30 protein-coding genes are annotated in these 25,143 nt (G+C 58.2%); 2 read left to right on the forward strand and 28 right to left on the reverse strand.

Going from position 1 to position 25,143, the window contains the following annotated elements:
• Positions 1-9: 9 nt before the first annotated feature.
• From V7756_RS09510 to V7756_RS09560, 11 genes are all read right to left on the reverse strand, one after another.
• Complete coding sequence (locus V7756_RS09510) at positions 10-1,356, reverse strand: DUF2793 domain-containing protein (RefSeq protein WP_335609918.1); 1,347 nt, start codon at positions 1,354-1,356, stop codon at positions 10-12.
• Positions 1,353-4,439: a phage tail protein gene (locus V7756_RS09515; protein ID WP_335609919.1), complete on the reverse strand. Its 3,087-nt coding sequence runs from the start codon at positions 4,437-4,439 to the stop codon at positions 1,353-1,355. The genes V7756_RS09510 and V7756_RS09515 overlap by 4 nt, the downstream gene beginning before the upstream one ends.
• Positions 4,436-4,861 (reverse strand): NlpC/P60 family protein, encoded by a 426-nt coding sequence (locus V7756_RS09520; RefSeq protein WP_335609920.1) that lies wholly within the window; start codon positions 4,859-4,861, stop codon positions 4,436-4,438. Before V7756_RS09520 ends, V7756_RS09515 begins: the two co-directional genes overlap by 4 nt.
• Positions 4,858-5,745, reverse strand: coding sequence for a DUF2163 domain-containing protein (locus V7756_RS09525; RefSeq protein ID WP_335609921.1), 888 nt, complete (start codon positions 5,743-5,745; stop codon positions 4,858-4,860). Before V7756_RS09525 ends, V7756_RS09520 begins: the two co-directional genes overlap by 4 nt.
• Positions 5,746-5,758: 13 nt before the next feature.
• Positions 5,759-6,631, reverse strand: coding sequence for a DUF2460 domain-containing protein (locus V7756_RS09530; RefSeq protein WP_335609922.1), 873 nt, complete (start codon positions 6,629-6,631; stop codon positions 5,759-5,761).
• Complete coding sequence (locus V7756_RS09535; RefSeq protein ID WP_335609923.1) at positions 6,631-9,813, reverse strand: hypothetical protein; 3,183 nt, start codon at positions 9,811-9,813, stop codon at positions 6,631-6,633. Before V7756_RS09535 ends, V7756_RS09530 begins: the two co-directional genes overlap by 1 nt.
• Complete coding sequence (locus tag V7756_RS09540; RefSeq protein ID WP_335609924.1) at positions 9,806-10,084, reverse strand: phage tail assembly chaperone; 279 nt, start codon at positions 10,082-10,084, stop codon at positions 9,806-9,808. The genes V7756_RS09535 and V7756_RS09540 overlap by 8 nt, the downstream gene beginning before the upstream one ends.
• 5 nt (positions 10,085-10,089) lie before the next feature.
• Complete coding sequence (locus tag V7756_RS09545) at positions 10,090-10,494, reverse strand: hypothetical protein (protein ID WP_335609925.1); 405 nt, start codon at positions 10,492-10,494, stop codon at positions 10,090-10,092.
• 56 nt (positions 10,495-10,550) lie between these two features.
• The gene (locus tag V7756_RS09550; protein ID WP_335609926.1) at positions 10,551-10,910 is read right to left on the reverse strand and encodes a hypothetical protein; all 360 of its coding nucleotides are present in this window, start codon (positions 10,908-10,910) and stop codon (positions 10,551-10,553) included.
• A gap of 90 nt (positions 10,911-11,000) precedes the next feature.
• On the reverse strand, positions 11,001-11,960 hold the full coding sequence (locus V7756_RS09555; RefSeq protein WP_335609927.1) for an antA/AntB antirepressor family protein: 960 nt from the start codon (positions 11,958-11,960) through the stop codon (positions 11,001-11,003).
• Between the two features lie 64 nt (positions 11,961-12,024).
• Positions 12,025-12,177, reverse strand: coding sequence for an Arc family DNA-binding protein (locus V7756_RS09560; protein WP_335609928.1), 153 nt, complete (start codon positions 12,175-12,177; stop codon positions 12,025-12,027).
• A 99-nt stretch (positions 12,178-12,276) separates the two neighbouring features.
• On the opposite strand from V7756_RS09560, the gene V7756_RS09565 reads away from it, so the two are divergent.
• Positions 12,277-12,537 carry an Arc family DNA-binding protein gene (locus V7756_RS09565; RefSeq protein WP_335609929.1) on the forward strand — a complete coding sequence of 87 codons (261 nt, stop codon included), beginning with the start codon at positions 12,277-12,279 and terminating at the stop codon, positions 12,535-12,537.
• Between the two features lie 27 nt (positions 12,538-12,564).
• Positions 12,565-13,149 carry a hypothetical protein gene (locus V7756_RS09570; RefSeq protein WP_335609930.1) on the forward strand — a complete coding sequence of 195 codons (585 nt, stop codon included), beginning with the start codon at positions 12,565-12,567 and terminating at the stop codon, positions 13,147-13,149.
• A gap of 96 nt (positions 13,150-13,245) precedes the next feature.
• Here the strand turns inward: V7756_RS09570 and V7756_RS09575 are convergent, their stop codons facing one another.
• The 17 genes from V7756_RS09575 to V7756_RS09655 form a co-directional block, all read right to left on the reverse strand.
• Complete coding sequence (locus V7756_RS09575; protein ID WP_335609931.1) at positions 13,246-13,674, reverse strand: type II toxin-antitoxin system YafO family toxin; 429 nt, start codon at positions 13,672-13,674, stop codon at positions 13,246-13,248.
• Positions 13,674-14,213, reverse strand: a complete 540-nt coding sequence (locus V7756_RS09580; RefSeq protein WP_335609932.1) for a hypothetical protein — start codon at positions 14,211-14,213, stop codon at positions 13,674-13,676. Before V7756_RS09580 ends, V7756_RS09575 begins: the two co-directional genes overlap by 1 nt.
• 382 nt (positions 14,214-14,595) lie before the next feature.
• Entirely contained in the window at positions 14,596-15,744 is a 1,149-nt protein-coding gene (locus V7756_RS09585) for a phage tail tube protein (RefSeq protein WP_335609933.1), read from the reverse strand.
• Between the two features lies 1 nt (position 15,745).
• Entirely contained in the window at positions 15,746-16,168 is a 423-nt protein-coding gene (locus tag V7756_RS09590) for a phage tail terminator-like protein (protein ID WP_335609934.1), read from the reverse strand.
• Positions 16,169-16,171: 3 nt separating this feature from the next.
• Complete coding sequence (locus V7756_RS09595) at positions 16,172-16,567, reverse strand: HK97 gp10 family phage protein (RefSeq protein WP_335609935.1); 396 nt, start codon at positions 16,565-16,567, stop codon at positions 16,172-16,174.
• Entirely contained in the window at positions 16,567-16,944 is a 378-nt protein-coding gene (locus V7756_RS09600; RefSeq protein WP_335609936.1) for a hypothetical protein, read from the reverse strand. The genes V7756_RS09595 and V7756_RS09600 overlap by 1 nt, the downstream gene beginning before the upstream one ends.
• Positions 16,944-17,438 carry a DnaT-like ssDNA-binding protein gene (locus tag V7756_RS09605; RefSeq protein WP_335609937.1) on the reverse strand — a complete coding sequence of 165 codons (495 nt, stop codon included), beginning with the start codon at positions 17,436-17,438 and terminating at the stop codon, positions 16,944-16,946. Before V7756_RS09605 ends, V7756_RS09600 begins: the two co-directional genes overlap by 1 nt.
• A 3-nt stretch (positions 17,439-17,441) precedes the next feature.
• Positions 17,442-17,693: a HeH/LEM domain-containing protein gene (locus V7756_RS09610; protein ID WP_335609938.1), complete on the reverse strand. Its 252-nt coding sequence runs from the start codon at positions 17,691-17,693 to the stop codon at positions 17,442-17,444.
• A 44-nt stretch (positions 17,694-17,737) separates the two neighbouring features.
• Positions 17,738-18,721 (reverse strand): major capsid protein, encoded by a 984-nt coding sequence (locus V7756_RS09615; RefSeq protein ID WP_335609939.1) that lies wholly within the window; start codon positions 18,719-18,721, stop codon positions 17,738-17,740.
• A gap of 9 nt (positions 18,722-18,730) precedes the next feature.
• Positions 18,731-19,474: a DUF6651 domain-containing protein gene (locus tag V7756_RS09620; protein ID WP_335609940.1), complete on the reverse strand. Its 744-nt coding sequence runs from the start codon at positions 19,472-19,474 to the stop codon at positions 18,731-18,733.
• A 155-nt stretch (positions 19,475-19,629) separates the two neighbouring features.
• Positions 19,630-20,103, reverse strand: coding sequence for a hypothetical protein (locus V7756_RS09625; protein WP_335609941.1), 474 nt, complete (start codon positions 20,101-20,103; stop codon positions 19,630-19,632).
• A gap of 54 nt (positions 20,104-20,157) precedes the next feature.
• Positions 20,158-20,409 carry a hypothetical protein gene (locus V7756_RS09630; protein ID WP_335609942.1) on the reverse strand — a complete coding sequence of 84 codons (252 nt, stop codon included), beginning with the start codon at positions 20,407-20,409 and terminating at the stop codon, positions 20,158-20,160.
• A gap of 9 nt (positions 20,410-20,418) precedes the next feature.
• Positions 20,419-21,537 (reverse strand): hypothetical protein, encoded by a 1,119-nt coding sequence (locus V7756_RS09635; RefSeq protein ID WP_335609943.1) that lies wholly within the window; start codon positions 21,535-21,537, stop codon positions 20,419-20,421.
• Entirely contained in the window at positions 21,537-22,940 is a 1,404-nt protein-coding gene (locus tag V7756_RS09640) for a DUF4055 domain-containing protein (protein ID WP_335609944.1), read from the reverse strand. Before V7756_RS09640 ends, V7756_RS09635 begins: the two co-directional genes overlap by 1 nt.
• A gap of 3 nt (positions 22,941-22,943) precedes the next feature.
• Entirely contained in the window at positions 22,944-24,173 is a 1,230-nt protein-coding gene (locus V7756_RS09645; RefSeq protein WP_335609945.1) for a terminase large subunit domain-containing protein, read from the reverse strand.
• Positions 24,174-24,262: 89 nt separating this feature from the next.
• Entirely contained in the window at positions 24,263-24,802 is a 540-nt protein-coding gene (locus V7756_RS09650) for an HGGxSTG domain-containing protein (RefSeq protein WP_335609946.1), read from the reverse strand.
• A 42-nt stretch (positions 24,803-24,844) separates the two neighbouring features.
• The gene (locus tag V7756_RS09655; RefSeq protein ID WP_335609947.1) at positions 24,845-25,066 is read right to left on the reverse strand and encodes a hypothetical protein; all 222 of its coding nucleotides are present in this window, start codon (positions 25,064-25,066) and stop codon (positions 24,845-24,847) included.
• Between the last annotated feature and the right edge of the window lie 77 nt (positions 25,067-25,143).

Raw genomic sequence — 25,143 nt, forward strand, 5'->3', positions numbered from 1 at the left:
CCTTGCTCCTTATGCTTGCACTATTGTGTTGTCGTAGTAGGTTTTCCAGCTGCCTTGGAAGTAGACCGGCACGCCAGTTCCTGCGCCTGCTCCTTCCCCTGCTTTTCGACCGTTTGTAGCGTATGCCTGCGCCCCGGTAAGCGGAGCCGTTGGTAAAGTCGCTACTGTGAAAGAGCCAGGCTTGATAGGGCCAACACAGACGACAGATCCGTCCACGTTTATTGTGAAAACCGGGTCGTTCACTCTGGATACATCCAAAAGGGGTCGCACAGATTGGCTAATTCCATTGCGGCGACCAGATATTCGTACCAGGGCCACCGTCCCTGTGTTTGATGAATCTGGCGTATCGCCAACTAGAAACAAAGCCGGCTGACTTGCTACGTTTGAGTAGGAGCGAAAAAGCGGCAGAAAACTCGACCCGTCAGTGCCAGATTCAATAGAGAAGTAGCTTGCAGCGTCTGTAGCTTTTTTAAGCTCTAATACCTTTCCGCCGCCAGAAGTCTTTATTGCTGTTAGCGGCTGTCCTGCAGAGCTGAGAACCGCCTCGCCGCCTCCAATCGAAACGCTGTTGGCGTTTTGCAGAGCTAATGTTCCAAGCTCCAGCGCAGTCCGCGCCGCAGCAGCATCAGCGCTGGCGACAAATGAGCGGCCGAATAGTGATGTGGCGCCGTTCCACCATGCAGTGATCTTGCCCATCACAGTCAGGTTTGTGGGCAGCTCAGCGTCTGCTGTGCCCACGTCAGCCAGCGCCGCCGATCCCAATTCATCTAGCGTCAACGAGGTTTGCACCCACACAGCGGCACCATCGTCAGCGCTCAGGCACAGATAGGACTCCCCGGCCACGATGTCGAACCAGCGGCTGCGGGGTGCGTAATCTTCGGTCTCGTCATTATCGACGGTCGGCGGCACGCTGGCAGAGAGGTTGTCCTGCACTGCGTCTTCTTTGGCGTCGAGGGCAGCAGCAAGGGCAGTATTGTCGGAAGGTGTCCCGGTAATGCCCGCAAAGCTGGTTGACGAACTGGCAATCCATTCAAGCCAAGTGGTGCCGTTGTAGCGATAGGTAAGACCGTCCGCCAAAACCTCTTTTTTCCAGCCAGTCCTCGGCGTGATAACAATCCAGCCAGACCCAGTGCGGTACAGCGCGAGCCGGCCAGCAGCGGCACCGGTTATGCCAGCCCACGCCGAGGCCATGATGTACAGCACCCCATTGGCCGGGCTTCCGGGCGCGGCGGTCAGCGTCTTGCTGATAACCGCCGTCTGCATCAATGCGTCGATAATCGCAAAGGCAGCGTTGGCATTCAGGTAGTTTTGCTGGCCGTTCGCTAGTTCTGGCAGGCCGGTATTGGGTGTTGTCACAGTGTTACCTCGCGCACGAAACCGCGGCCTACTAAGTCACTGACCTGGTAGATGCGGAACAGGATTGATGATTGTGCAGAGCCAAAATCAGTCACCTGATCGGCTGCTGAATAACTGAATGCCGGGGTTGATGATTCGATAGTGCGTATCACGGCGCCCATCTTGATTACGTCGATCTGGTAGGATTGGGTTGCTTCACCGATAGGCGCTTCAACTCCATTGCCCCACCATGTACTGCCCAGCCGCGAACGGCGTACAAAGGTTGCCGAAAGATTGCCGGAGCCGTCCCGCGTTGCCCTTGCGTAAACAGGGCTCAGCGGCTCAAGGTTCACGCCGTCATAACCGAACTCGACGTCTGTACCGGTATCGATGCTGGCCCGCTGGGTGATTCCGCGATAAAGCTGTTCGATGCCGATGTTGGCCGTAGCCATGCTGATGAATGCGTTGTCCGGGTCATCGAGCAGCACAAACCAGTCGCCAGATTGGTGCAACCCTGTCGCCCACTCGGTGCCTTTGTCGCCGCGCACGAAACCGGAGAGCGTATAGCTGCCGTCTGCTTGCAATGCCGCATTCTGGAAGCGCACGATCTCCCAGCGACCATCGACCCCGTAGGCGGCGTAGTTGTAGCCGGTCAGCAGCTGGTCGTATGTGATGCTTTCCAGCTCGCCCGAGATCATCAGCACATTGAGCGTGCGACTGTCGATCAGATAGCCCTCGCTCACGCCCAGGGTGTTCGTGGCACTGCCGATGCTCGCCTTGCCCGAGTAGCCCTGAATATCCGTCCACGTTTGCCCGCTGTCGGCGGATCGGAATGCAGTCGCGCCGGGCCAGCCTTCGGTATAACCAGTCATGGCGCCCACAAAGCCGGGCGTGTTCTGGCTTATTTCGTCAACAAGCGGAATGTCCAGCGGCAGGAACAGCGATGGGCCGGGCAGGCCGATAGTGCCGGGCGGTACATTACCCTCTCCGCCCGATGCGTTGGGAATGAACACGGCGGCAGCGTTCGGCTTAAATTTAATCTCCACTCGCCCGTCTTGGGTGTAGTCAACCTCGGATACGAATACCTCATGCACTGCCGATTTCGAGTTAAGAGTGATTACGTCTGTTGGCTCAAGCCCTTGATAGGGCGGAGGCAGTGACGTAGCGCCATCGGTTCGCCATAGCCAAGCCAGGTTCTGCAGTATCTCGGCAATGCCCGCGCCCTCGTCGGCCTCCATGACCAGGGCCAGCTCTACATCGACCTCGTTGACAGCCTCGGTATTGATGCGCGCCGCATATTGCTCAGATATTTCATATTCCCGGTTAGGGTCGAGATAGCTGACGGTAGTTTTGGCCGGTAGCTGCGGGTCCATTTCCCGTGACTGACTAAATATCTCGTCCGGACTGTCGCCGCTGTTTGCGCCGAGGTCTGCATAAGGCACGGTCAATACACTGGCACCGCCGCGCGGCACGAACTTTAGCTTGTAACCCGATTGGATGACGTCGAATTGATACGCGGTAGCCAGCGGCTCAAGCGATGAACGAATCGTGCCGCCGGTTACCATGTAGCCGCGCACGTCCCTGTCGATCATCGAGACATCAATATCATCAACGGTGAGCAGGTTGGATAGCTCGACCTCGCGCTGAATCACCTCCGCCAAAGACTTTGATGTCGTCTGTGCCCTGCCTATACTAACCGCCCTAACGCTTCGCTCACCGCTGAGCTGAATCAACGCTTGGGTTAAAACACCTCCTTGTATATGCGCCGGGTAGCCCGAATATGAAGAGTATCCGGTGGATGGCGTGGGACCGGAATCGAACACAAGACCGCCTGATTCCGCATCGTATCCAAGAACAGGCCCTTCCTTTTCCTCCGGGGCCACATAAACGACACCATCCTCATAGCTTATATAAACCGCTAGCGCGTTAGTGGAACTGTACTCAAAATCTAGAACATAAAGAGTGCTCAGCTCTGAATCCAGAAAGTGAAGCTCGCCCGGATTAACGTAAGCTACAATACCCTCATGTGTGGGCGCGATGCATCGATATGGATGGTCATTCCGTACCGCCTCAACGCCGTGGACTGAATCTATTTTTTGCAAACCTCCTGCAGTGCTGCATACATACAGCTCGGAGCCCTTAACCACCAGCCATAATTGCCCCGAAAAGCTTCCCGTGTAGTATCGGCCGTCCACCCATGCTGAGGTCGTTGACAACACTCTAGTTGCGTCAGCATCACCTACCATTCTGCGCACTCCAGGAAGCCCGGACGGGATAGGGGTGACGCCGTACCGATCAATCCTTCCAGACGTAGTAAATCGTTCCCAGTAATTCCCGATATATGCCTCGTAGGGCGGGAAGATATCAACCAAGCGGTACCCGAACACAGTGGGGAAAGAAACCTGAACCCAAGGCGCTACGGCGCTAACTACGCTGGAACCGATTGATGTCAGCACCGTTGCGGAGGACTGATGCTGCGCTTCAACCACCTCAACCTTAAACTGCGACCCCTGCAGGCTGTTGCCGTAGTCGGTCAGATTCCAGTCGCGGAACGCCAGGTAAGCAATACCCCGGTTAGCGCTAGCGCTCTCAACACCCACATCTGCTTCATAGCGCGGGTCGGGCATCTGGTCGTCGGTACCACGGTACAGCGTCCAGCCCCGTGCCGCGTCGTTGCTGGCGATGATGGTTTCCAGATCATCGCTGCCGGCATCGTAGATCAGCTTGTCTGAGCACCAGATGCGGCGGATGCCCTGAATCTCACCCAGGCACAGCATCAGGTGGAACGTGGCGTAATAGGTATAGGTCTTGTCCGGCTCGGACGATGCACCGCCCTTGCCGCCCTGCTTGTTCTTCTTGACTACCTCTTTCAGCTTGCCGCCTTCCAGCCAGGTGATATTCCCAGCGATGGCGATAGTGCCGTAGACGCGCGCTATGTCGGCGCCGTAGGTACTGGTCTGGATAGACAGATCAGAAAGGCGCGGGCCTTCGGTTTCGGGCGGGCCAAACTTTTTGTCCAGCCAACCAGGGATGCCCAGGCCCAGCACGTTGCCGACCTTGAAAATCGCGCTGTCGCGGCCAAACAGGTTTGCGCTGAAGCTCATGGGCTAATCATCCGATAGGCATGCATAACGCGGGCACGGTTCAGGTCGTCAAGTCGGTGGCGCACAACCTTTCCTGATTCCGAGGTGGCGTGAATGATGTACGTGTGGCCGCGCACCTCCCCGGCGTGCAGGGCGATGTGCTGCGGATCGCGCACAAGGCGCATCACCAGCCAGTCACCGGCTTGGGCCTCGGCAACCGGGATCTGCTGCAACGATGGCTGGGCATCGAGGATGCGTTTCAGCTGGCCGTCATAGGGCGTGCGCGGGTAGCCGAGCTCGTCCTGATGCGGCAAGTCCAGAGCCTTGAAGCAATGCACCAGCAGCCCAGCGCAATCCATGCCGAGACCGGGCACGCGGCCTTGATGCCGGAATGCGGTACCCATGCACTCGCTGGCAGCGGCAATGATGTCGTCTGGCGTCATGCTCCGCGCCCCCGCTGGGTGTATTGGGTCTGGCTGGGCACGTGATCCTGCGCGCCACGGTTTACCGCGTTCTGGAACTTGTCTCGGCAGTCCTGCAGGCGCTTGCGGCACCCAGGAATGGCTTTGTACTCATCACCCGAGGACGGCGGATAGAACAGCGCTTCATGCAGCGTGAACTGGCCGCTGGCGAATATCTTGATCTGCGATGGCCGCAGCCCGGCGTTGGGGCCCGTGACGAACTGGATTTCGCCATAGCCGAACCAGTCGTCAGGCTCGGCGCGCGCGGAATCGGTGAAGGTGTATTGATCGGTGACGCTGGTCAGCGTGCCGGTGACGAGATAGTCCGCCATCTGCGGGCCGTCCGGGTTGCTGCGCGGACCGGTGCAACTGCTACGCGTACTGGCAATCAGATCGCCATTGATGTGCTGGTCAAAAAGCGTGTTCGGGCACGTCGGCGAGCAGGTGCGCCCCACGTTCTGCGACAGCACGTCTTTCGCGCCCATCAGCTGCGTGCGGTACTTCTGATCCGTGGGATCGGTCTTGCCCCAAAAGAACAGGCCCAGCTCTTCCTCATCCTCGATCGGCGCGGCCCAGCTCGTGGCAAACACATACACCCGGGCGTTGTCGTAAACGCCGGACGCGATGGCATCCAGGGTCACGCCGCCCTCTTGCAGAATGCCGTCGAGGTCTACGCCGGTCGCGCTCATGTCGCTGGTGGCGGTCAGCCCGCTGAACTCATACCCGTTCTCGGCGCGGTATATCTCGCCATTGCTCATCGCAAGGTCGGTCGGGTAGTTGGTCAGCCGCAAAATGGGCTGATCGCCCACAGGCTCAATGCGGGCGCAGTAAACCCGCGTCCGCCAGTCGGCAACGTGTGATTTCATGTTTGAGGGAGCCTTACGGGTTAAGTACTTCGACCAGGCCGATGCCGGAAGCGTCGATGGTGTCCCAGTTGCTGAACGAGCCGCTCAGGTCTTCGGTAAAGCGCATGGGGATGTCGTATTCGCATCCGGCGGTTACCGCTTCGCCTGTGATCGGCTGGGTCTGCACGGTTCCGCCGCTGGCGTAGGTCGTGAAAGCGGTGGAGTTGATGGCGACGGTGATCGTGGTGCCGCTTGGCTTGGCCGTGACCAGGGCGCGCAGACCGTTAATCTGGGTCATGCCGACCACGCCACTGATGGCGACTGAATCGCCGATGGCAAAGGTGTTAGTGCCCACGGTCAGCACCGCGCTGGCCGCCTTGGTGATAGCCGTGATCGATCGCGACTTGTTGGCAGCCATGGTGACCAGCCCGGTGGTGATATCAACTGACCACTGGCCAGCAGGGTATGCCACACCGGCCACGCCCACCTTTACCGTTCCGGCGACCGGCTTGCGTATCCGGCGGCGCTGGCATTCCAGGTCGGTATGGTCGCCATACCACCGCGTCAACTGATATACGCCAGCAGCCTGCCCCACAGCCGCGGGCAAATGCTGATCAAACGCCGTCGGCGCGTCGCGGTAGCTGTTGGTGCTGTAGTCCACCGGGTGCATCACCCGGAACCCCCGTAGAGTGCCCCCGGCGCGGTTGTTCAGGTCAATCACCTGCTCCACTATCTCGTTCGTCTGCCGCTCAAAGTCGACATTCATGGTCGCAATGATGAACGGGTGCTGCTGGGAGCGGTATTCATCACCACCAATCGTGCGCGTGATCCAGTTGCGGTAGGCAGAGCCAAAGCCGCTGCCGTAGTCCACGTTTGGATTCAGGCGCTCTTCCATAAATTGCGGCATCAGTTGTACCTCTGCATTGCGCGCAGCTGGTTGGCAGCAGATCGGGCAGCCGCTGCACTGGACCTGCGCATTTCGCTATCTGTCATGCCTGGCGTAAATACTGGCCGGGACGTCATGTTGTAGCTGTTGTAGGTATTGCCAGCCGAGCCCATAGATGGCGCATTAGCAGCAGGCTGACCCTTGCGCATAGCCTCAAGGTTCTGAACGCCGATACGCGCTGTGGCGTCGGCATCAAATACGAACTCCTTGCCATGCACCACGCCCGCCACGTCGCTTACGCCGCCATTGCCGGTGTAGCCGCCTTGTTGGAAGCCTGCGCTGACTGACTGGATGTTGGCGATAACCCCCACGCCAGCAGCGGCCACGGTGGCCATGGCTGCCAGGTTGACCGGCCAAGGGTTGTTGGCCGCTTTGGCGATACCGCCGCCGATTTGCACCAGGCCGTCAGCGATGGCGAACGCCTTGGAGGTGGCGAACAGGGCCCGGTAGATGCCGGACTGCTCGCCCGCGTAGGCCTTGGCAATCTCCGCCATGTCGCCAAAGAATGACTCGCCCGCCGAAAACATCACGTCCTGACGGGCCTGCTCGATCCCCTGCAGGCGCTCGCGGTTCTGCTCGTAGATGTTGGCCACTCGCTCGGCGTGCGCTTCCTCGGAGATTTCCTTGGCATCGAGATAGGCTTTCTGGCGCTCCAGCTCCTGCTGACGCCAATTCTCCAGCTCCTGAGCTTGCTGATCCAGCCGCTCAAGGTCAGTGCCAAAGCCGGTTGTGTTCAAGCCGCCCAGGTCTGAGCCTGGAGCGCGGGTGACGCCTTCGACGGTGCCGGGTTCTGGCTGGCCGTTGATTTCGCGGATCAGCTTTAGCGTTTCGAGGCGCTGGATGGCTTCAACGTTGCCCTGGCGCTCGTATTCAGCAATGCGCTCTGCATAGTCCAGCTCGAATTGCAGGTCGCGCGCCGCCCTCTCCTGCCCGGTGGCGCGCAGGAGCTCAAGATTGATGTTCTGGATTTCATTGATTGACTGACGCGCATCAAGCTCATCTTGCAGGTTCTGCAAGTGAAGCTTCTGCGCTGGGGCCAGGTCTCGAAGAGATCCTTTCTCCAGCTCGTAGCGCAGTCGGGCGGCTTCACTGGTTGTGCCGTAAAGGGCCAGCTCTTTCTCCATGGACGCAGCCGTATTGGCGAACAGCGAAAGCAGCTCTTCGCTCGAGCGCCGTCTGGTGTCGGCAGCCTGCTCTGCAGCCCTCGCGCTCTCCATGGCTGCATCTTCAGCAGCTTTGTAAAGGTCAATTTCTCGCGCCCTGGCCAGAATCGCCTTTTCTTCCTCGGCAGATACCTTGATAAGGCCTTCTCGTATCTGCGCACGTGCGCGCTCTTCCTCTGTGATGGCGCCCAGCAGAGCTTTCTGCTCGCCAAGACGGGCCAGGTACTTCTGCCCCTCCTCGGTGCTGTCGGCGTATTGCGCAGCCGTGGCGCCGCCAACGGCAGCCAGCTGCGACTCCAGCACATCGATGTTTGCTTTGATCTTGTCCAGCAAGCCGCTGGTGATCCCTTTGTTGCCGGCGTCAAATAGGCGCTGATTGCGCGCCAAGTCCTGCTGCTGCCTAGTCAGGAGCTTCTGAATACGCTCTGCCCGCGCCTCAATCTCACCCTTGTTCATGCTCTGCAGGTCTGCGGTTAGACCGGCGAACTGCTTCTGTGCGCGCTCTGCGGCGGTTCCCAGCCGGCTCACGCTTCCTTCGAGCTGGTCAGACGACTTCTTGGCTGTTTCAGCGCCGCTTGAGAAGTCCACGAACGAGAGCGCAACCGCGCCAATGGTGAAGGCCAGCCCAACCGGGCCGCCCAGTAGGCCGAGCAAGCGCCCACCCACACCAAGAACCCCGCGCAACGCTCCCGCTGCCAGACTGCTTGACGCGGCCGATGCAGTGTTTGCCGCCGTTGAAACAGCTGTCGCCTTTGCCAGGTTTCCTGACGCAACCGCTGCTGTAGTGGCCGCTGCCGCCCTGCTTGCCGTGGCCGTGGCGACAGCCTGCTCTGACAGTGCAAGCTCCCGATTAACAACGACAAGAGACTTGCTCAGCGCGGCGTATTCAGCAGTGCCTTTTGATAGAGCGACTTGCAGCGAGAAAAGTTGTTGATTGGCTCTAACCTGGGCCAAGGTGGCGATGGCTGAGGCTTCAGCGGTGCGCGCCTTGTCCAGATCGGCCAGCGCTGCCAGTTTCGTGGCTTCCGCCTTGCGCAGCTCAAAACCAGCAGACTCGGCGGCGAGCGCATTGTTCTTGGCTTGCTGTGCCGCCTGAGCTACAAGCGCAGCTGTGTTGGTAGCAATGACAGAGCCGCCGCGCGCAAGAACGACGTAAAGCCCGGTCTCCAGGGTCTGAACAACGCCATCAATATTCTTTTCCATGCCCTTGAGCGCGGAATTGTATGCGCTAACGCCAGCTTCGAACGCGGGCTGACCTATCTGGCCAAGCTCTGTAGCCAAGTCTTGCACCAACCTCGAGGCTGATCGTATCTGCTTCCCGGCATTCTCCATTGCAGCTTCATACGCGCCCGCCACATTGGGCGCCGCACCAAGCACGGCATTTGTGCGCGCCTGCGTCTTCTCTAGCTCGGTTAGATTGTTGGTGGTCTTGCCAAGCTGCGTAGCCAGAGCTTGATAAGACTGCTCAAAATTGACGTTAAGTCCGATATTTCTCAGCGTCTCGACTTCAGCGGTCTGAATACCCCTGATTAAGCGCTCGAACGCATCAGACGAGTTAAGGCCGCCGATTACCGCCGCGTCCTGCGCAAGTCGAGCTAAATCTGTAGCCTTTGCCAGGTCAATATTCGCGGTGACCATCTTGGCGATGGTTGAGCGCGACTCGACCGCGGCGATTCCCGTCTCCCGTAACTTTGTCTCCAAGCTATCGAGCTGATTTCGACTGTAGCCTGCGTTCTTTCCGACAACCTCCATTACTATGCCGAGCTCGTTATATCGCGAACTCAGCAGAACAGTGTCCTTGATCACTTGCCCGATTTTAAGTGTCGCAAAGATTCCTGCGAGCGGCTTAAAAGCAGCAACAAGGCCGCCGGCAGCGCGCTCAGTCTTGCTCGATTGACGATCAAGATCCCGCAGGTCATCCGTGGCTCGCTTGGCCGACGTGGAGTCGACAGATATGACCAGCCGCGCATATTCAGTCATTGTTCATCACCCTTGTAACAATGGTGTCTAGCTTCATGATCGCCTCGACCTCTGCCGGGTCCAGCTGCTGCCGTGTGAGCTGGCACCAGCTCTGCAGCTCCTGATAACTCAGTGGGTCTAGGCCGCGCTTGATCTGGAAGTAGAGCTGCCAGATGTATTCCATACCGGCGGGGATTGGCGGCGTGTCGAGCTCAGGAGGCCGAAAGCCGCTCTTCTCGATATTCTGGAGCTGTTCACGAACAGTCAGTTTTGAGCCGTTCGGGCGCCTCATCAGCCTTACTTCCGCTTCCGCGTGCTCTTCGAGGCGGGTGAGGCGTTGCCGAAAAAAAGGCTTTTGTCCGCAGCAATCTGGTCAATGCCGGCGGCAACTTGCGGGGCCTGTGTCACGAACTCCCGCACAGCGTCCGGCGTGCAGGACTCGTCAAATGACCAGTCAGCAACCAGGGCGACGATATTTTCCCGAATGGCGTCCTCTACAGCCTGGCTGCGCTCCCATTCGCCCATGTCTTCCGGCAGGTCGCGGATGGTGCGCGCGGCCTCAAATCTCGCTTTGCGGAAGGCGTCCGAATCAACGCCGCGCACCAGCAGCCACTCGCCCGTATCCTCGCCGGTATCGGTCTTCAGGGGCATTTTCACGCCTGCGTTTGCGCGCGGCGCGGTGTAGAAGTCTTCTTTTTTCATACTTTTCTCCGGGCAATAAAAAACCCGCCGAAGCGGGTTTGTCTGGTTTTGCAGGGCTAGCGACCTGCGATATTTATCGTTGGTGGTTCCGTATCAAAGAAACATATCGCCCTGTAGGGCAGTTCGGCGCCAAGCGCATTCTTCGCGTCAAACTTCAGAAAAACCCTCAGGGTATCTCTCGCTCCAAGCCTGTCTACCGTTGCCCCTGTCACTAGATGAAGGTCGACAGAAGACGGAAATGCGGCCTGATCCAAAACCATGTCTGAGCAAGCCCTGATAGCTGAGCTCTCGGCATCCGACAGCTTGTCGGCTGCTTTGTCGCTACCACTGGACTTTGCCCACATAATTAGCGGTATGCCGATAATCAAAATTACCGCACACGCTATCCACTGCTCTTTTGTGTACTGTTTCGCCATAAACATCCCTCCCTGATAGACAGGGAGAATGTAGCGCAGACCAGCACCAAAACCCAGCGCAAGGCCGGGTTCGGGTTTTACTGCAATAGCCTAGGCTGGCAGAGCGTTTCGATTCACAACGTAGTTCTGCGGTTCTTCGATGGTATTGCCGAGGTTATGCACCAAGCCCCGGAACGCCTCAAACTTGTTGCGATAGGTGCGGAACTCCCACCACGCGGCCTCTACTGCGTAGCCGTTGCGGCTCAGCTCTGAAAGTATCATTTCGCAGAATGATGTTCGCGGGCTGCTCAAATCTTCCAGCGTGACTTGCAGCGTCTCGTGATTGTCGTTGTACGGCGACAACATTCCAGGCCGGCGGCAAGTCAGCGCATCCAGCGGATAGTGAATATTCAGCGGCGGTTTCGGTGCCGCTGGCTTTTCCTTGCCGAGCCATTCGCCTTCCCACACATAAGCATCAACAAACTGGCAGGCCTCTTCAAACTCTCCCTGACAAATGTCTTGATAGCGCGCAACCTGATGCTTGCTCTTCAGGTGAGACCACAGCTCGCAGTAACCGGAGCGCTGCACTCCCTTGGGAAGCAAAGCAACCTTCTCGTGCACCTTGCCGGACAGCTCATGCTGCTGAGCAGGGTTCAGAACTCGACGCATGATCAATGCGGCGCTGTCTGGATCGATTTGGCGCAGCTTCTTTTCGCACTCAATGAAGTAGCGGCGAATTGCGCGGCCCTGGTCGGTTCGCTCAACCATCGCCAGCTCTTTGGCCATATCGACGCTTAAGCTGTACTCCTTCCGATTGTGCCCGCCACGGCCAACTTTTTTTGCTTCCCCGTTTTGGGTAGCAAAATCTACGCCCTCAACAAACCGGTATTCGTTGATCCGATCGCTGATCCAGGAAGCGAAGCGGCGGCCAACCTTCAGGCAAATATGAAGATCGCGTGCATTGCAAAGCTGCGCGACATCTCCATTCAGCTCGCCCATTTTTACCGGAATCAGAGTGGCAAAAGACATGCCGTTGTTGCTTTCTACGGGTGCTACGGTAATATTGCTCATGAAATTGTTCTCCGCGAACGTTTCGTTATCAGAAGCCCTAAGCGTTCCAGCGCTTGGGGCTTTTTTATGCGCGCTCATTTTTCTCTTTTCGCATAAGCGTGCGTACTGCCTCTACCAGCTGCCCGTTCATGGAGCGGCTTTGCTCCTTGGCTTTTGCTTTCAACCAATCCGCTACATCGACCGGTAAGCGGGTCGTCGCCCTCACATGCTGATCCATAAATAGCTCCTTTGACACTGTGACTGTGTCATAACGATAGAGTGACACTGCGCCTGTGTCAACTATTCCGTGACACTATTACGGTGTATATTCCTAGGCATGTACAAAGACGACCGCTACACCCGCATAACGCTGCGCATTCCGAAAGATTTACATGAGCAACTTTCGAGCTATGCGGAGCAGACCAGCAAATCCATGAACGCCGAGATAATCGGACGCCTGGAGCAAAGCTTTGCGCGCTCAGAGCCGAGAAACAAACCCGAAGACGAGATGTATACGGCTGAAGAGATAAAAGGCTTTATTGAAAAGGTCGCCCAGGACTTCATCGCCCAAAAGTTGGCGGAGAAATCAAAGGAATAACTACAAACCCCAAGCCAAGGAAAGGCAATGTCCCTACTCTCCCGAATTAAATCACTCTTCTCGCCCAGGCCAGCAGCGCCCGAGGCGCCCCGCAGCTCAACATCTACCACTGAAATAGTGATACCTGCCGAATCACTTGAGGATGTCGCATTAGCGATAAAAGAAGTCTTTGCGGAGAATGCCATGCAAGACTACCTATACCCCGCCGCAGAGGCAGGAGCTGAAGCGGCTCGTGCAGTAAAGGCTGGCGAATACGATAAAGCCTGGGCCGCCTACCAAGATCAGAAGCAGCTGTACATGAAGCACGCCGAACAGTCCGAGTTTACCGGCCGCCAAACTATCGCTTTGGATTCAGGAGTCCACAAGGGCATGGCGAACATGCTACGCCTTGAGGGTCGCCACAAAGACGCGCTGGCTCATGCCCTCTACTGGGTTATCGGCTCACAGATACCGGTTGAACGCTGCGAAGCCAAGGTTCGTGCTTACTTCAACCGGTGCAAGCTGAAGAACACTAGCCTGGATGATGTTCTTGCTTTCATTGAATCAAGAACCAGAGTCACAAGCTTTGCGCTCATCAGAAAACAGGTCAAAAAATGGATCGATCTTGGGTAGCGCCAATCAAGCCGCATGCAGCCCCAGCGTCATCTGAAGTTGCTCGCGGCCATAAAAAAACCCAGCCTGGGCTGGGTTCGGTGTTTCGTTGCTTGCTTAGTGTGCGTCTCTAAACGCCTGCGCCAATCGCGCTAGGTAGCGCATTATCTTTTCTTCGCGAGCCTTTGCATGGGCGTGCGGATAGAGAACTCCGAGAATGCAGTATCTGTTTTCCTCTAGCTCGCCACGAACGTAAACCAGTGCCGCATCGTGCTTGCGACTGCATGTTCTGTCGATTTGCGGGATACCTTCTGAGAATTTTTCAGGCGGCAGCTTCAGATGTATATGCATCAAGTGGGCGCGGAAAGCAGCATAAGGCTGGGTATATGGTGCGTCCCGGCCAAATGTAGAAGGAAGCTGCTCTGTGCCCACGTAGGTCACAAAATCGGCCATCAGGTCTTCCGCCAGTGTGGGGAAATCCTTCAGTGGTTCAGAAAAGAAATCTTCAAACGTATCGGGGTGGTACTCGACGATAACCGCCGGCATTAAGCACTCGCCATCTCGATCAATCGCTTTGTAGAGTGCTCGGCCAATACTTGGAGGCCAGCCCCGCCAGCTTTCCCATCAACCACGTCTGGAAGACTAAAGGCCTGGCTTACCATGCTATGAAATGTAGCTACGCGTGCTCGGCCCTTGGCGATAGCGCGGCGCATATTCAAATGCAGCTCATCCAGCCCTTCAGGCACCGTCGCACCCTTCAGGCCGACCTCTACGCCACGCAAATTTATCAGCAGGTCAGTAAGCGGCTGAATACCTTCAGGCGTAAACTGCTCTCTCACATCCGACTTGGCCGAATCCCGGATAAGCCTTGAGAAAGTCTCTTCCATAGCCTTTGCATCCGCAACCACCTCATGTATCTCATCAGCCAGCCGCTGTATGTTCTGGCTGCGTTCATACTGAGTTGCAGGTGCGGACGGGGCAGTAACTGCCATCGCGGAATCGTAGCCAACCAAAAGCCCCAGCGCAGCCGTGATGACTGCTGGCGTTGCGTTGCCCATAGTTTGACCTCCAGATGACTTGCCCATGACGACTCCGCGCTACATGTGTTATAGCCGAGAATCCGAGGTGTTCTTTACTGTTTGGTAAATTCCTTGCGCAATTATGGGTATTACCTGCGCTAATAACAACCATTGGTTACAGGCCAGCCTATACCGCTGGTCACCCGATCAACACGCCCACCGCCGCTATAACAGCCGCAATGCTGATACCCACCGAAGCAATGAGCGCTGAAGTCGCCAGGCGCTTACCTACAACGCCAGCATCTTGTTCGTTCATCTGACCACCTACCTTGACCCTGTGTTTAGGTCTATAATTGATCAATGTTCTGTTCCTACTGGTGATAGGGATGGAAACAAAAAACCCCGACAGCCTGCCAGCTTCGGGGTTTTTGCATTTCTGGATTAAGGGTTAGCTCCGCGTAATCCGCATCGAAGTGGTGCCGTCGTACCCGCCGCTCCATGTGTACTGCGGGATAACGGCACCAGGGCCGGCGACCTGCTTCTGCCCCTGGGTGTAGCGCACTTTCGGAATCTCGATGGTGTAGCTGTCTGCGCCCTCTTCCAGCACGATGATGTGGCTGGTCTCTGCCTCGTTGAGCACCTTTGCCCACAGGGCGCCATCCTTGAGGTAGGCGTTCATGGTGCCGTTCACCACCGCTACGCCATTGCTGATGCAGTAGGCCTCACGATTGAACAGGGCGAATGATGCTTCCATGCCGTTGTCGATAGTGGCGTTCCACTCGGTGGCGTAGGCAATGGGGTCGCCGCCCTCGGTGAAAGAGCCATTGGTGGTAACCATCATGTCGCTGGTGGTGGCGGTGCCGAAGGTGGCGCCGACGGGCACGGTGTACTCAGCAGCAGACTTGCCCAGCATGTTGAAGGTAATGCCGGCTTTCTCGCCAAGCGGCGCGGCCAGGGCCATGGAGCCGACCTTGCAGCCGCGGTAGATGTAATCCACGCCAATGTCAGTGTGGCGCTCCAGCACGGCAAAGGTGCGGTCAATGGAGCCGACAACCAGCACGTCAGTAGTCCATGTGCCCTGCAGCGCGGCTTCGATCAGGTCATCATGACTGGCGAAGGACATTTCGCCGGCAATCTCACCGGCCACGCTGTAGTTACCGCCACGGCTGGGCGGGCGCTGGCGTGATGGGTTGATTTCCTGCGATTCGATCTGCGTCACGTTCGGGGTCAGGCCCTCGGAGACAAAGCGGATCGGCTTGAACAGGGGGTTGGCCGGAATGCCGCCCTCCTGGGTGATGGTGATCGGGTCGCCGGCCACCTCATCCACCAGAGTCACGGCATTGCCGTTGACGTCGGTGACCGTGATGGCGCCGGCCGCCACTGTGGCGATCTTGAACTTGCCGTTGTTCTCTTCCTCGGCAAAGCCCGACACCTCGATGATATGGCCGACAGCGAACTTGCCGGAGGTGATAAAGCTGTTGGCCGAATCGGCAAAGGTCGACCCGGTCTCATCGGCGCTGATGGTGGTGGCCGCCAGAGTGGAGAGCTCGCGGACGTAGAAGAGCTGGACGGCAGAGCCGTTTGCGAAACAGGACATGTCAGACCTCCGGTCTTGTGGTTTGTGCGCTGTAGTAAATGGACACGTTGATTTGTTGCCAGCCGTCTACCGGCCGGAGGTTGTTACGGGTCACCTTGCGGATGTGCACGCACTGGCCTGAGTAGGTCAGCGAGCGCCCGGCCACAAAGTAATCGCGTAGCTTCTGTACTGCGGCCAGGATCGGACCTGTACCGCTGTTGAGGGGGTAGTTCAGATCGACCTGCAGCAGACCGATCGTTTCGTCGGTACCGCCCACGCCAAGGCTTGCCACGTCGGTATCAGCCGGCAGGTTGAACCAGGCAGCCCACGGCGCATCCGGGCCGGGTTTGCCGGCAAAGTCCTTGCCCTCGTTGCCGGTCGGAATGCCGAGCGCTGCCGCCGCCAGCCCCTGGACGAGGGCAGCGTTGATGTTGATTTCACTCATTGGCTAGACCTTGACCTTGGCTATGGCTGCGTTGACGATGCGTTGGACGCGGGCGACGTTGCGCCGGACCATGCCCGCAGGCGCTTGCTGGCTGCTGCCGTTCTCGAGCGAATCGATATAGGGCAGGTTGTTGGTCATGAAGGTTTCTTGCCCGGCGCCCGGTGGCGTTTTCGCCTGAACCTCAGCGATAGCAGCAGTACCGCCCTGATCGAGCCTTTCAATCTCGCCTTCTATTGGCGTACCGACAGACGTTTGCCAGTTGCCGCGAGCCCTGCCGCTATCGACCGGCGTGGCCTTCACTACGCTGCTGAACAGCTCCAAAGTCGCCGCGCGCGTGATCTTGTCATGCGCTTCCTGGGTATCGCGGGCAAATTTGCCGATGTCGCCTGAGAAGCTCATCAGTTGCGCCCGTGGACTTCGTATACCAGCGGCGTGCCGGCAGGATTGGAGACCTTCAGGTTCACGATCCGCCAATCGGCGCCGTCTGCCGTAATGATGCTGGTCAGCATTGGCGCCCACGACAGGTCTTTGGCTGCGATCAGGATTTTCTTGTCGCCGGCCTTAACCTGCGTGCCCTCGGAATATTTGGCGCCGGACTCCTGCAGGGTGTAATCCAGAAGTATGAGCTGGGCTGGCTGGCTGATCGGCACGTCATCCGAGGTGATGCCGGTAATCGCGTCGTAAGTGCCCGGCGCCACGTCCTTGATGGTTGCCGCCTGGCCAAACTCGCTGATGAGGTCAAGCGCGACCGTGGCCATGTCGTCATAAAACGCCATCAGCTGCGACTCAGCTTGATCTGGCTGGTCGATTCCAGCAGGCCAGCGAACTGCGCTGAGGACTGCCGGCCAGACACCGCTACCGACTTGTAGCCTTTGGCCGAGGCATACTGCTGCTCAACTGCGCCTTCAACCCGATTCTTGATGACAGCACCTTTGCGCTGCTCTGGCGGGTCAATGTCGTCCGCATGAATCTCGGCAGACAGCGCCATCTGGCCCTGTTTGACCTGCAGCGGGATGGAGTCAGACGGCAGCGTATGGCCATTGCGGCAGGCGCCGTAGCGCGGCCATGCGCCTGTTTGATCCACGCTCACGGCATAACCTTTCCAGGGCATGACGTTCATTTGCAGATAGGCGCGGCGCAGCAGGGCTTCCTGCTCTGCCTCGGTACCGGGAATGGTCAAGCCGTAGTTAGCGGCATAGGTCACCAGCTCAGCAGCGGTGGCGTAGCTGTCGGCACCGGCCACGATTGAGCCATTCTCGATGATCAGCATGGGTTATGCCTCGTCCAGCAGCTTGGCCAGGTCGGCTTTCTTGGCGCCCGCAGGCGATTCGATGCCTTTTTCAGTGAGCGCGGCTGTCAGCTGCTCGACAGTGAGGCCTTTGGATGGCTTGTCGTCCTGCTTCGACTCCTGCTCTTGCTTGCTTTGCGCAGGCTTAAAGCGGGCGTCAATGATCTTGAATCCCTGGGCGCGCAGCTCGGCTTTGCGCTCTGGAGATACAGGGTGCGGCTCGTAGTGAATTTTCATGGCGTTCTCCGAAAAGAAAGGCGGCCCGGAGGCCGCCCAACTGGTTACGCGTCAGCGTCACCGATGGTGATCACACCTGCGGAAGCCTTGATGCTGTTGGCAACCAGATCCCAGTTGGTACCGGTGGCCAGCTCTGCATCAGTTGGCGACTTGCCGCCGTTGGTAACGTCCCAGGTGTAGCCCTTCAGGGCCAGACCAAAGGCATAGTCAGCCTGGAAGGTGGTCTCGATGCGCTCCTTGCCGTTGGCGGTATCGATGTTGGTGATCAGCTCAGAGCCATCCATCACCATGCCTGCACCGTCAGCCAGGGAAAGCACGCGCTGCTTGGCAGGCGCAGCCGGATCAACAACCTCTGCCGAGTACAGCGCAGGGGAGTCGGTCACGATTACTGCCTTACCGAGGATGTCGACAATGGTCACGTCACCAGCGCGGAACAGCTGCTGCGTGTTGGTGAGGTTCTGGCCGATCAGGGCGTGGAAGGTCGCGCCGTTCATCACCTGTGCCACCAGGCGACCCGAGGCATCACCAAACTTGGCGTGAGCCGCGTTGATTGCCGAGTAGGTCACGCCGGCAGTTGCCGACACATCGTTGGTTGCAGCGGCCTGGTTGCTGATAGCGGCGACCAGTGCGGCGATAACGGTGTTCAGCTGGTCGGCAACGATGGCTTCAGACAGGTTGCGGCTGATGACTTCCAGCGCTTCCTCGGGACTCTTCTGAATCCATGCCAGCTGGGATGGCTCCCACAGGATTGGACCGAACCCGCCAGCCACCTTCACAGCGTCGTACTGCTTCTGAGCCAGAGCGGTTGCAGCCTGTGCGTCGTTGGTGTCGTAGCGATCTACGCGGCGCTGCGCAGAGTGCAGGCCAGCCCAAAACGACTCCTGCAGGAAATCGCCATCAATGCCTTGGGTGGTCAGACGGATTGCGCCGGCAGAGGCACCGTTGAACTTCTCAACGTCCTGCGCCAGAGTTTCGATGGTGGTGCTTTTGAGGTATTCGTTGAACACCTTCATGTTTGAAAGGGCCATGTGGCCTCCTTATGCGTTTTGCGTACGGGCCTTGATGGCCTCCAAGCGTTCTTCCTTGGAGCCGCCAATGTCGCCCTTGGATGAGGGTTGCTGCCCACCGCCACCGCCATTCGGAGCACCGCCACCATTGGCGCCGGAACTCTTCAGGATGGTGTCGCGATAGGGGTATTGCTCAACGAGTGCGCCCAGCGCTTCATCGAAGTCGGCCACCTCGCCCGGACGCTCACGGCTGTAAATCTTGTTGCCGTGCTGGTCATAGGCGACGGCCTTGCCGTCCTCGATTTTGAAGTTCTGGCCGAAACGGGCTTGCACCATGTCTGCGGGAATGGCCAGCTTGTCCGCGATCATCTTGGAGCGGCTGAAAGCCCCGCCAATCTTCTCTTCGTACAGCTGCTTCTCGAATGTCGATACCTTGGTATTGGCTTCGTCCAGCTGGGCCTGAAAGGCCTTGCTGATCTCCCCTTTCACCTTCTCGATCTCGCCAGCATCCACCAGCTTTTTCTGATCCAGATTGGTAACGGTTTCGAGCGCCTTCATGGCTGCGGCTGGGTCAGCGATCCCCTCGAACGCCTTCAGCGACTTCTCTGCCGCCTCTTTGCCTTCGCGGTGAGCCTTGGCCTCAGCATTCAGGCGGGTGATGGTGGCGACGGTACCAGGCGCATCAAATGCCACCTCTTTGCCGTCGTCGTGCACATACACCGGTTTGCCGTCCTGCAGTACCGCATTGCCGTTCTCGTCAAGTTTCAGTTTCATCGGGTTTATCTCCGGGCATCCGCCCATCTGCTGGACCATCCGGCCCGTTGCGCCCTGTCTCATCCGAAACGCAGGCATAAAAAAACCCCGGCGGATGCCGAGGTTCGGGGTACAAAAAAGCCCGCGCGAGGCGGGCTTCAGGTTTTGTATCTATGTCAGGCGTATTGCCCGTTCAGAATCTTTTCAATCGTTCTGTAGATTATTGATGCCACGGTCTCGTATGACCCGGGGCCGCTAATGACGACTACGGCAGAATCCTCTGTCCCCGGCTCAATCTCCACCGCAAGATCGCCATTGTCATACCGCGCCGCGCATCGGACTAGGACTCTCTTTACCGGAGAGGCGCCTTCCGATGGATCAATCGTTACTCCCAGATCGAACGGAACCTGGCCATCAATACCGTCTAATTCAAAGCTGCGCTTCTCTTCAAAACCGTTTTCACTATTGGTGCCAAGCTTGACGTAAGGCTCGGTTTTCCCGTTGATCTCGAAGTGCCGTTTAGGCAGTTGAAGGTAATCAACTAGCGCACCGTGTGTTTCGGTTACAGCTTTGTATAGGGGGGACCAATGCTCTTCTTGGCGCTTTGCTCTTGCCCTTTCAAGCTTGCGAAGATCTTCAAATCTCGACACTGGGAATCTCCTTTTCATGTGGCCCATGAAATTGCCACATACCAGGAGATTTTGCTACCTCAGCACCACCCTCTCGCCCTTCATGAAGCAGCAGGCGCACAGCAGCTGCTTGGTCCCGCCAGTCGGCTTGCCGTTCTTGAGCATGACGCCAGTCTTGGTCTCGATCAATTCCCGACCCCCGCACCGATGGCACTGGATCATGGAGGCAGGCTTGGCCGTCCTCTTGACCTTGTCCAGCGAACGCTGCTTTGGCGTGTCTGGCGGCTTTGTGCCTTCGATGACGTGGAATGGGTGCTTGTCGGTCATTGCCCGATTCTACGCCGCAATACCCGCCTTCTCAAAGGCCCGCGCGTCGCGATCTTTCAGCTCATCCAGATCGAGATAGCGGCCCTTGTCGTTGTAGAACTTGTCCATGCTCAAGCCGCCTTCCCTGAACAGCTTCCCGCGCGTTGGCCCAAGCACCTCATCCTGCCGCGCCGCACTCTGATTCTTGAGCCAATCGCCGTAACTCATCGACTCCGGAACCTGGCCGTCCATGCTCGCCCGGTCAGCCTCTCCGATCTCTTCAGGTGTCAGGCCCAGCTCTTGCCAGGTGGTGATGATCGGCGTGGACGTCGAGCGGCAGCCGTAGTGCAACCGGCCAGGACCTGCAAGCCACGGGACGCTATGGCCGACGGGCTTGTAATCGCTGGTGTAGCTCAGCGTGTCGCGTATCCGGCACTCTTCCGAGGTGCGCGTATCCAGGGTGCTGAGCCATTTCAAGCCAGCCATCAGGTCATCATTGGCCGCGTAGAACTGGTCTCTCGTGCCCTGGGCTACGTGGCTGATGGCAGTGCGCACCATCGACTCAATGTCATTGCGCGTGCGGTTCAGCAGCCCGTCGGCGTAGCCCTCGGACCGAATACCCATAATGCCGCGAACAATCTGATCGGTCGTCTGGCCGCTGTTCATGCCCACTCGGATAGCGTCACGAATGCGGGCTGCGCGGCTTTCCTCGATACCGTCCAGCCACTCCGACAACAGCTTGCCCTGAAATGGCCGGCTATAGGCGATCTGGCGCACCTGCAGCAGCGTGACGCCGGTCAGCGGCGCTACGGCCAGCGCTGGGGCGGGAACCGTGTTCTCGAACAACTGCAGCTGATAGGCCTGCTCATACTCGCCCAGCGCCAACAGGTCAGCAGTCAGTGCTTGCGATACTGCGGCGAATGCCTGGGCGCTCAGCTCGCGCACAGAGGCCAGCAGGCGCTCCATGTAGGCCACGGTGTAGGTCTGGCCATCCATGCGGTCTATTGCGGCGCTGAGGCGGCTTGCCAGCTCTGCGTCGGTGCGATTCAACAAGGCAATCACCTTGCGGACTTCGGCGTTGCTGAGCTGCTGCAGATCGACCTGGTGGCTTATCTCAGCTGACTGCAGCTTCTCGTTTACGGTCGCCATTACAGACTACCCAGCGCCGGCCCCTGGCTTTCAATCCGGTCGCGCTCTTCTTCCCACGTCAGATCATCCGACAGCACGCGGCGGCGCTTGGCCTCGTTGAACAGCGTCTCATTCGACAGCCGGCCACCATTGGCCATGCTGGTCAGGAACGGCAGGGTAACTTCCGGGTAGAAATCCGCATCAAAGTTGCCGTTGACCTTCACGTTGCCGCCGGACTTTTCGCCAAGCCACAGCGCAAACAGCTGGAACACCTGATCAATGCAGTCTTCGAGGCGCCCGGCCATGGTTTCCAGGGGGCTGTTGTCCTGTGCTGCCTCTTCGTCGGCCTGGGTGGCCGTCTTGGTGCCTGCGCTATCACGCTCCAGCAGCTTGGCGCCGGCAACCCGCATTTGATCTTGCAGATCAAGCAGTGACTGGCGGCCGGCCTCAATAGCCTTGCCGGTGTGTTCGACGTACTTCAGGTCACCGTCAGGCCCCATGCTGGTGGCTTGTGAGGTGCCGATAGTCATTGACCACGGCTTTGTTTGTCCGTCTTCGCTCTGCACTTCCCCAGCATTGATGGCCACCAGTAGCGGCACGCGGGCGATGTGCAGAATGTTGTCCTGATCGCTCTGGCTCTGCCAGTGCTTGACGTTGAGATGTGCCAGCTCCATCAGGGCCGGCGTAGCGGTCATGAAGCCGGTGCGCTTGGTGTAGAACGTCGCCAGCGGAATTATGGCCAGGCTGGTTACGCCCTCTTGGTGCAGCGTCCAGACCTTTTTGCCGTTGGCACCATCTTTTTGCCGGTAAACCGACCACTTGCCCGGCTCCAGCACGCGAATCTGATCAACCGCCTTGGTCATGAAGATGTTGTCAGGGTCAGCCTCTTCAACCGACTCGATGTAGCGAAACATGGTCAGCATCTGCTCACCGTCGCCGCCCTCGGACTTCCAGCCCAGAACTTGCTCAGGGCGGATGATGACCGCGTAGGGGCGCACGCCTGCGGCTTTTTCGTCAGCCCTGGTCTTGATGCCCTCAGCGCGCGGGTATTCGGCCAGTACATAACAAAGGCCGTGCGACAAGCCCTTGCTGAACACGTCCTGCGCCCACACCTGCAGGTTGTTACCCTGGCGGTCGATGTTCTCGGCCAGCTCTTTGATGCTATCCGGCACCTCTTCCCCGATGTCGATAGGCTCAGCGAACACGCGGCCGGTCATGTTGACTACGGTCTCGCTGTACGCCGGGTACAGGGTCGATAGCTTCAATCGGGCCTTGTAGGCGTCGTCCTCTTCCTTGGGCCACTTGGGCAGCAGCGCGGTACCAGCAGCGCGCATCGCTTTTGTACCGCCCATGAGCGGATCGACAACCGCCCAGTCTTCGCGCATGGCGTCAACTGCTGGCGTTGTCTTGCTGGGATCGCTCATGGTTTACATCCTGATAGCTGTTGAGGTCGTGATGCGCTTGATTACCGGCCATTCCACGTCGATGCAGTAGCCGATGGCCGTGGTGATGTGCTGGTACTTGTTCTTCTGGTCTTCCTGGAACGTCGAGCCTTTCTGCAGCTGTACCGTGGCCAGGCCCTTGTGACACCAGGGCGCGGTCAGCGGGTTGACGTATAGACTGATCGTGCCGTCAGCAGTGAGCACCTTGGCCCTGACTGCGTTCTGTCGATCCTTGATAGCCGGTGCCGCTGGCTTGACCTTGCGGGTGTACCGCCAGCCTGCCGCCTTCAACACGTCTTCAATGTCGGTGTAATCCGATGCGTGGCCGTGCTTCTCGCCTGCCCTGCCTGCCGGGTCACCGTAGATCAGCACATGCTTGTTCTTGTGGTCTTTGTACTTCTCCACGAACTCCATGGCTGACTGTTTTGATACCGCGCTGGTGAGCACGATTTCATCAAGCAGGTACAGGTCATTACCGCGGCGCACGCCGATTGCTGAGGAAAGCGGTGTGTAGTTCTGGTCATGCATCCACATGAGCTGCTCGTGCGACTCGATGCTGGCCGCGGTGTGATTGGCCTTGCTGTAGTCCTCGTAAATCCTGCCGCCGGCAGTCTCGAACGAGGCTTCAAACTCCTGCCGGAACTGCTTGGCCGACATTGACCGCTTCATCGCGGCAATCACGTCATCAGGCAGGATCTCGGCAGAGGTCCAGTGGAACACCTGAAAGCTCGGGTCGCCGCCGGTCTCTGCCTTGTTGCACAGGTCGTAATAGTGGTTCAGGCCATCAGGAACGCCGAGAAGCCAGCACCAGGCCCGGTAATCAGGGTCTGTTGGATCAACCGTGTTTAGTGCCGGGAGTATGTTCGCCTCCCACGCATCCGGCTTGATGTCGGCGAACTCGTCGATGCCGCCGCCCTTCCAGGGAATACCCTCGATGCGCTGCGGCTTGTCCAGGCCGATCACATGTATCTCGCTGCCGTTGGGCAGGTAGATGATCAGGTCGGACTCGCTGGGCCGCCTCGGGTGAAGGCAAGACAGCGTGAAGGCCTTCAGGTCATCCCAAAAGATTTTCTTGGCCTGAGCATGCGTTGGGGCTGCAGCAAAATACTGCCCAATCACTGCATTGGCCTGCTTTACCACAAAACGCTTGAACCGCTCAGTCTTGCCGCTACGGCGACCGGCTGGCACCAGAGGGAAGCGCAGGCCGCTGGGCACCGCTGCAACCAGGGCCAGCTGAACCGGGTGCGGCTTCAGCTCATACCAGCGCGATAACTGGCGATCCAGCAGCAGGTTGCCGGTGGGCATCATGAAGGAAGGCCGGCAATCAGGTCGCGCAGCAGGTTGGCCGTGTTATCACCGCCGCCGTCCCTGGTCTTGACGATAATCTCTGCGCGCTTCGACTCAAGGTCGCCTATGCGACCAAGCAGACGGTTGATAATGTCCTCGTACTGACGGCGCCGGCGCTGGACTGTTTGTGTCTGCCGTGGCTGCTCGCCTGATCCGTCCTCGTCTTCTTCGGACACAGCGGGCAGCACAGTGTTAATGCTGTCCATATCCAGATCGAGACCATCCCCAGCCTCTGCCTTGTTTTGCGCTATAAGTGCGCGGCGTAGCTGGAGCTTGGCAATCCTGATGTCGTCATCAAGCGAGCCAACGTCGATCTGGTCCCATAGCTCTGACTCTTCCGCCTGGATGGCGTCGGAGTAGATGCCGTGCTTTCTGGCGTTCTGATTGCCCTTGTGCGTCTCGGCTGCCTTCCCGCCGTGCATTCTGCAGCGGCCATTCGGCATTGCCTGTGCCCTGCAGGGCTGGCCACTGCGGGTTTTGGCTCCGCATGTGGCCATAGTTACCTCACAGGGATTGCATGGGGTGTTTCCCCGATGCGGCTACTTTCTCTTTGCTGTAACGTCGCCGAGAGAAACCAGCTCAAATGTATTGTCATCGACTCGGTTCACCGCGCCACCGCTTAGCAACCGGTATCTGCCAAGGCTTGGAATGCGATCACCTTCAGAGATTATGTACTCCTGCACCTTGACTATTTGGTGCTCTATGCCGCCTTCATCCACCACAGCGAACCGCTCAACAACCTTCTCTTCTCGACGTGTCATGGCTCTAACCTGCATTCAATGTGTGAAATGTCAGGATGCCACAAAAGACATACGCCATACCCTACTCAAACCACGCC

The organism is Halopseudomonas sp. (assembly GCF_036961105.1).
Lineage (GTDB): Bacteria > Pseudomonadota > Gammaproteobacteria > Pseudomonadales > Pseudomonadaceae > Halopseudomonas.

What these genes read in the sequence shown, in the direction of transcription:
- V7756_RS09575 (WP_335609931.1), bottom strand. Translation starts at nt 13,674, where the DNA reads ATGCCGGCGGTTATCGTCGAGTACCACCCCGATACGTTTGAAGATTTC.
- V7756_RS09585 (WP_335609933.1), bottom strand. Translation starts at nt 15,744, where the DNA reads ATGTCCTGTTTCGCAAACGGCTCTGCCGTCCAGCTCTTCTACGTCCGC.
- V7756_RS09600 (WP_335609936.1), bottom strand. Translation starts at nt 16,944, where the DNA reads ATGGCGTTTTATGACGACATGGCCACGGTCGCGCTTGACCTCATCAGC.
- V7756_RS09590 (WP_335609934.1), bottom strand. Translation starts at nt 16,168, where the DNA reads ATGAGTGAAATCAACATCAACGCTGCCCTCGTCCAGGGGCTGGCGGCG.
- V7756_RS09640 (WP_335609944.1), bottom strand. Translation starts at nt 22,940, where the DNA reads ATGAGCGATCCCAGCAAGACAACGCCAGCAGTTGACGCCATGCGCGAA.
- V7756_RS09610 (WP_335609938.1), bottom strand. Translation starts at nt 17,693, where the DNA reads ATGAAAATTCACTACGAGCCGCACCCTGTATCTCCAGAGCGCAAAGCC.
- V7756_RS09515 (WP_335609919.1), bottom strand. Translation starts at nt 4,439, where the DNA reads ATGAGCTTCAGCGCAAACCTGTTTGGCCGCGACAGCGCGATTTTCAAG.
- V7756_RS09635 (WP_335609943.1), bottom strand. Translation starts at nt 21,537, where the DNA reads ATGGCGACCGTAAACGAGAAGCTGCAGTCAGCTGAGATAAGCCACCAG.
- V7756_RS09540 (WP_335609924.1), bottom strand. Translation starts at nt 10,084, where the DNA reads ATGAGGCGCCCGAACGGCTCAAAACTGACTGTTCGTGAACAGCTCCAG.
- V7756_RS09615 (WP_335609939.1), bottom strand. Translation starts at nt 18,721, where the DNA reads ATGGCCCTTTCAAACATGAAGGTGTTCAACGAATACCTCAAAAGCACC.
- V7756_RS09525 (WP_335609921.1), bottom strand. Translation starts at nt 5,745, where the DNA reads ATGAAATCACACGTTGCCGACTGGCGGACGCGGGTTTACTGCGCCCGC.
- V7756_RS09605 (WP_335609937.1), bottom strand. Translation starts at nt 17,438, where the DNA reads ATGCTGATCATCGAGAATGGCTCAATCGTGGCCGGTGCCGACAGCTAC.
- V7756_RS09535 (WP_335609923.1), bottom strand. Translation starts at nt 9,813, where the DNA reads ATGACTGAATATGCGCGGCTGGTCATATCTGTCGACTCCACGTCGGCC.
- V7756_RS09650 (WP_335609946.1), bottom strand. Translation starts at nt 24,802, where the DNA reads ATGGCCACATGCGGAGCCAAAACCCGCAGTGGCCAGCCCTGCAGGGCA.
- V7756_RS09560 (WP_335609928.1), bottom strand. Translation starts at nt 12,177, where the DNA reads ATGGATCAGCATGTGAGGGCGACGACCCGCTTACCGGTCGATGTAGCG.
- V7756_RS09595 (WP_335609935.1), bottom strand. Translation starts at nt 16,567, where the DNA reads ATGAGCTTCTCAGGCGACATCGGCAAATTTGCCCGCGATACCCAGGAA.
- V7756_RS09545 (WP_335609925.1), bottom strand. Translation starts at nt 10,494, where the DNA reads ATGAAAAAAGAAGACTTCTACACCGCGCCGCGCGCAAACGCAGGCGTG.
- V7756_RS09530 (WP_335609922.1), bottom strand. Translation starts at nt 6,631, where the DNA reads ATGCCGCAATTTATGGAAGAGCGCCTGAATCCAAACGTGGACTACGGC.
- V7756_RS09520 (WP_335609920.1), bottom strand. Translation starts at nt 4,861, where the DNA reads ATGACGCCAGACGACATCATTGCCGCTGCCAGCGAGTGCATGGGTACC.
- V7756_RS09550 (WP_335609926.1), bottom strand. Translation starts at nt 10,910, where the DNA reads ATGGCGAAACAGTACACAAAAGAGCAGTGGATAGCGTGTGCGGTAATT.
- V7756_RS09630 (WP_335609942.1), bottom strand. Translation starts at nt 20,409, where the DNA reads ATGACCGACAAGCACCCATTCCACGTCATCGAAGGCACAAAGCCGCCA.
- V7756_RS09655 (WP_335609947.1), bottom strand. Translation starts at nt 25,066, where the DNA reads ATGACACGTCGAGAAGAGAAGGTTGTTGAGCGGTTCGCTGTGGTGGAT.
- V7756_RS09555 (WP_335609927.1), bottom strand. Translation starts at nt 11,960, where the DNA reads ATGAGCAATATTACCGTAGCACCCGTAGAAAGCAACAACGGCATGTCT.
- V7756_RS09570 (WP_335609930.1), top strand. Translation starts at nt 12,565, where the DNA reads ATGTCCCTACTCTCCCGAATTAAATCACTCTTCTCGCCCAGGCCAGCA.
- V7756_RS09580 (WP_335609932.1), bottom strand. Translation starts at nt 14,213, where the DNA reads ATGGGCAAGTCATCTGGAGGTCAAACTATGGGCAACGCAACGCCAGCA.
- V7756_RS09620 (WP_335609940.1), bottom strand. Translation starts at nt 19,474, where the DNA reads ATGAAACTGAAACTTGACGAGAACGGCAATGCGGTACTGCAGGACGGC.
- V7756_RS09565 (WP_335609929.1), top strand. Translation starts at nt 12,277, where the DNA reads ATGTACAAAGACGACCGCTACACCCGCATAACGCTGCGCATTCCGAAA.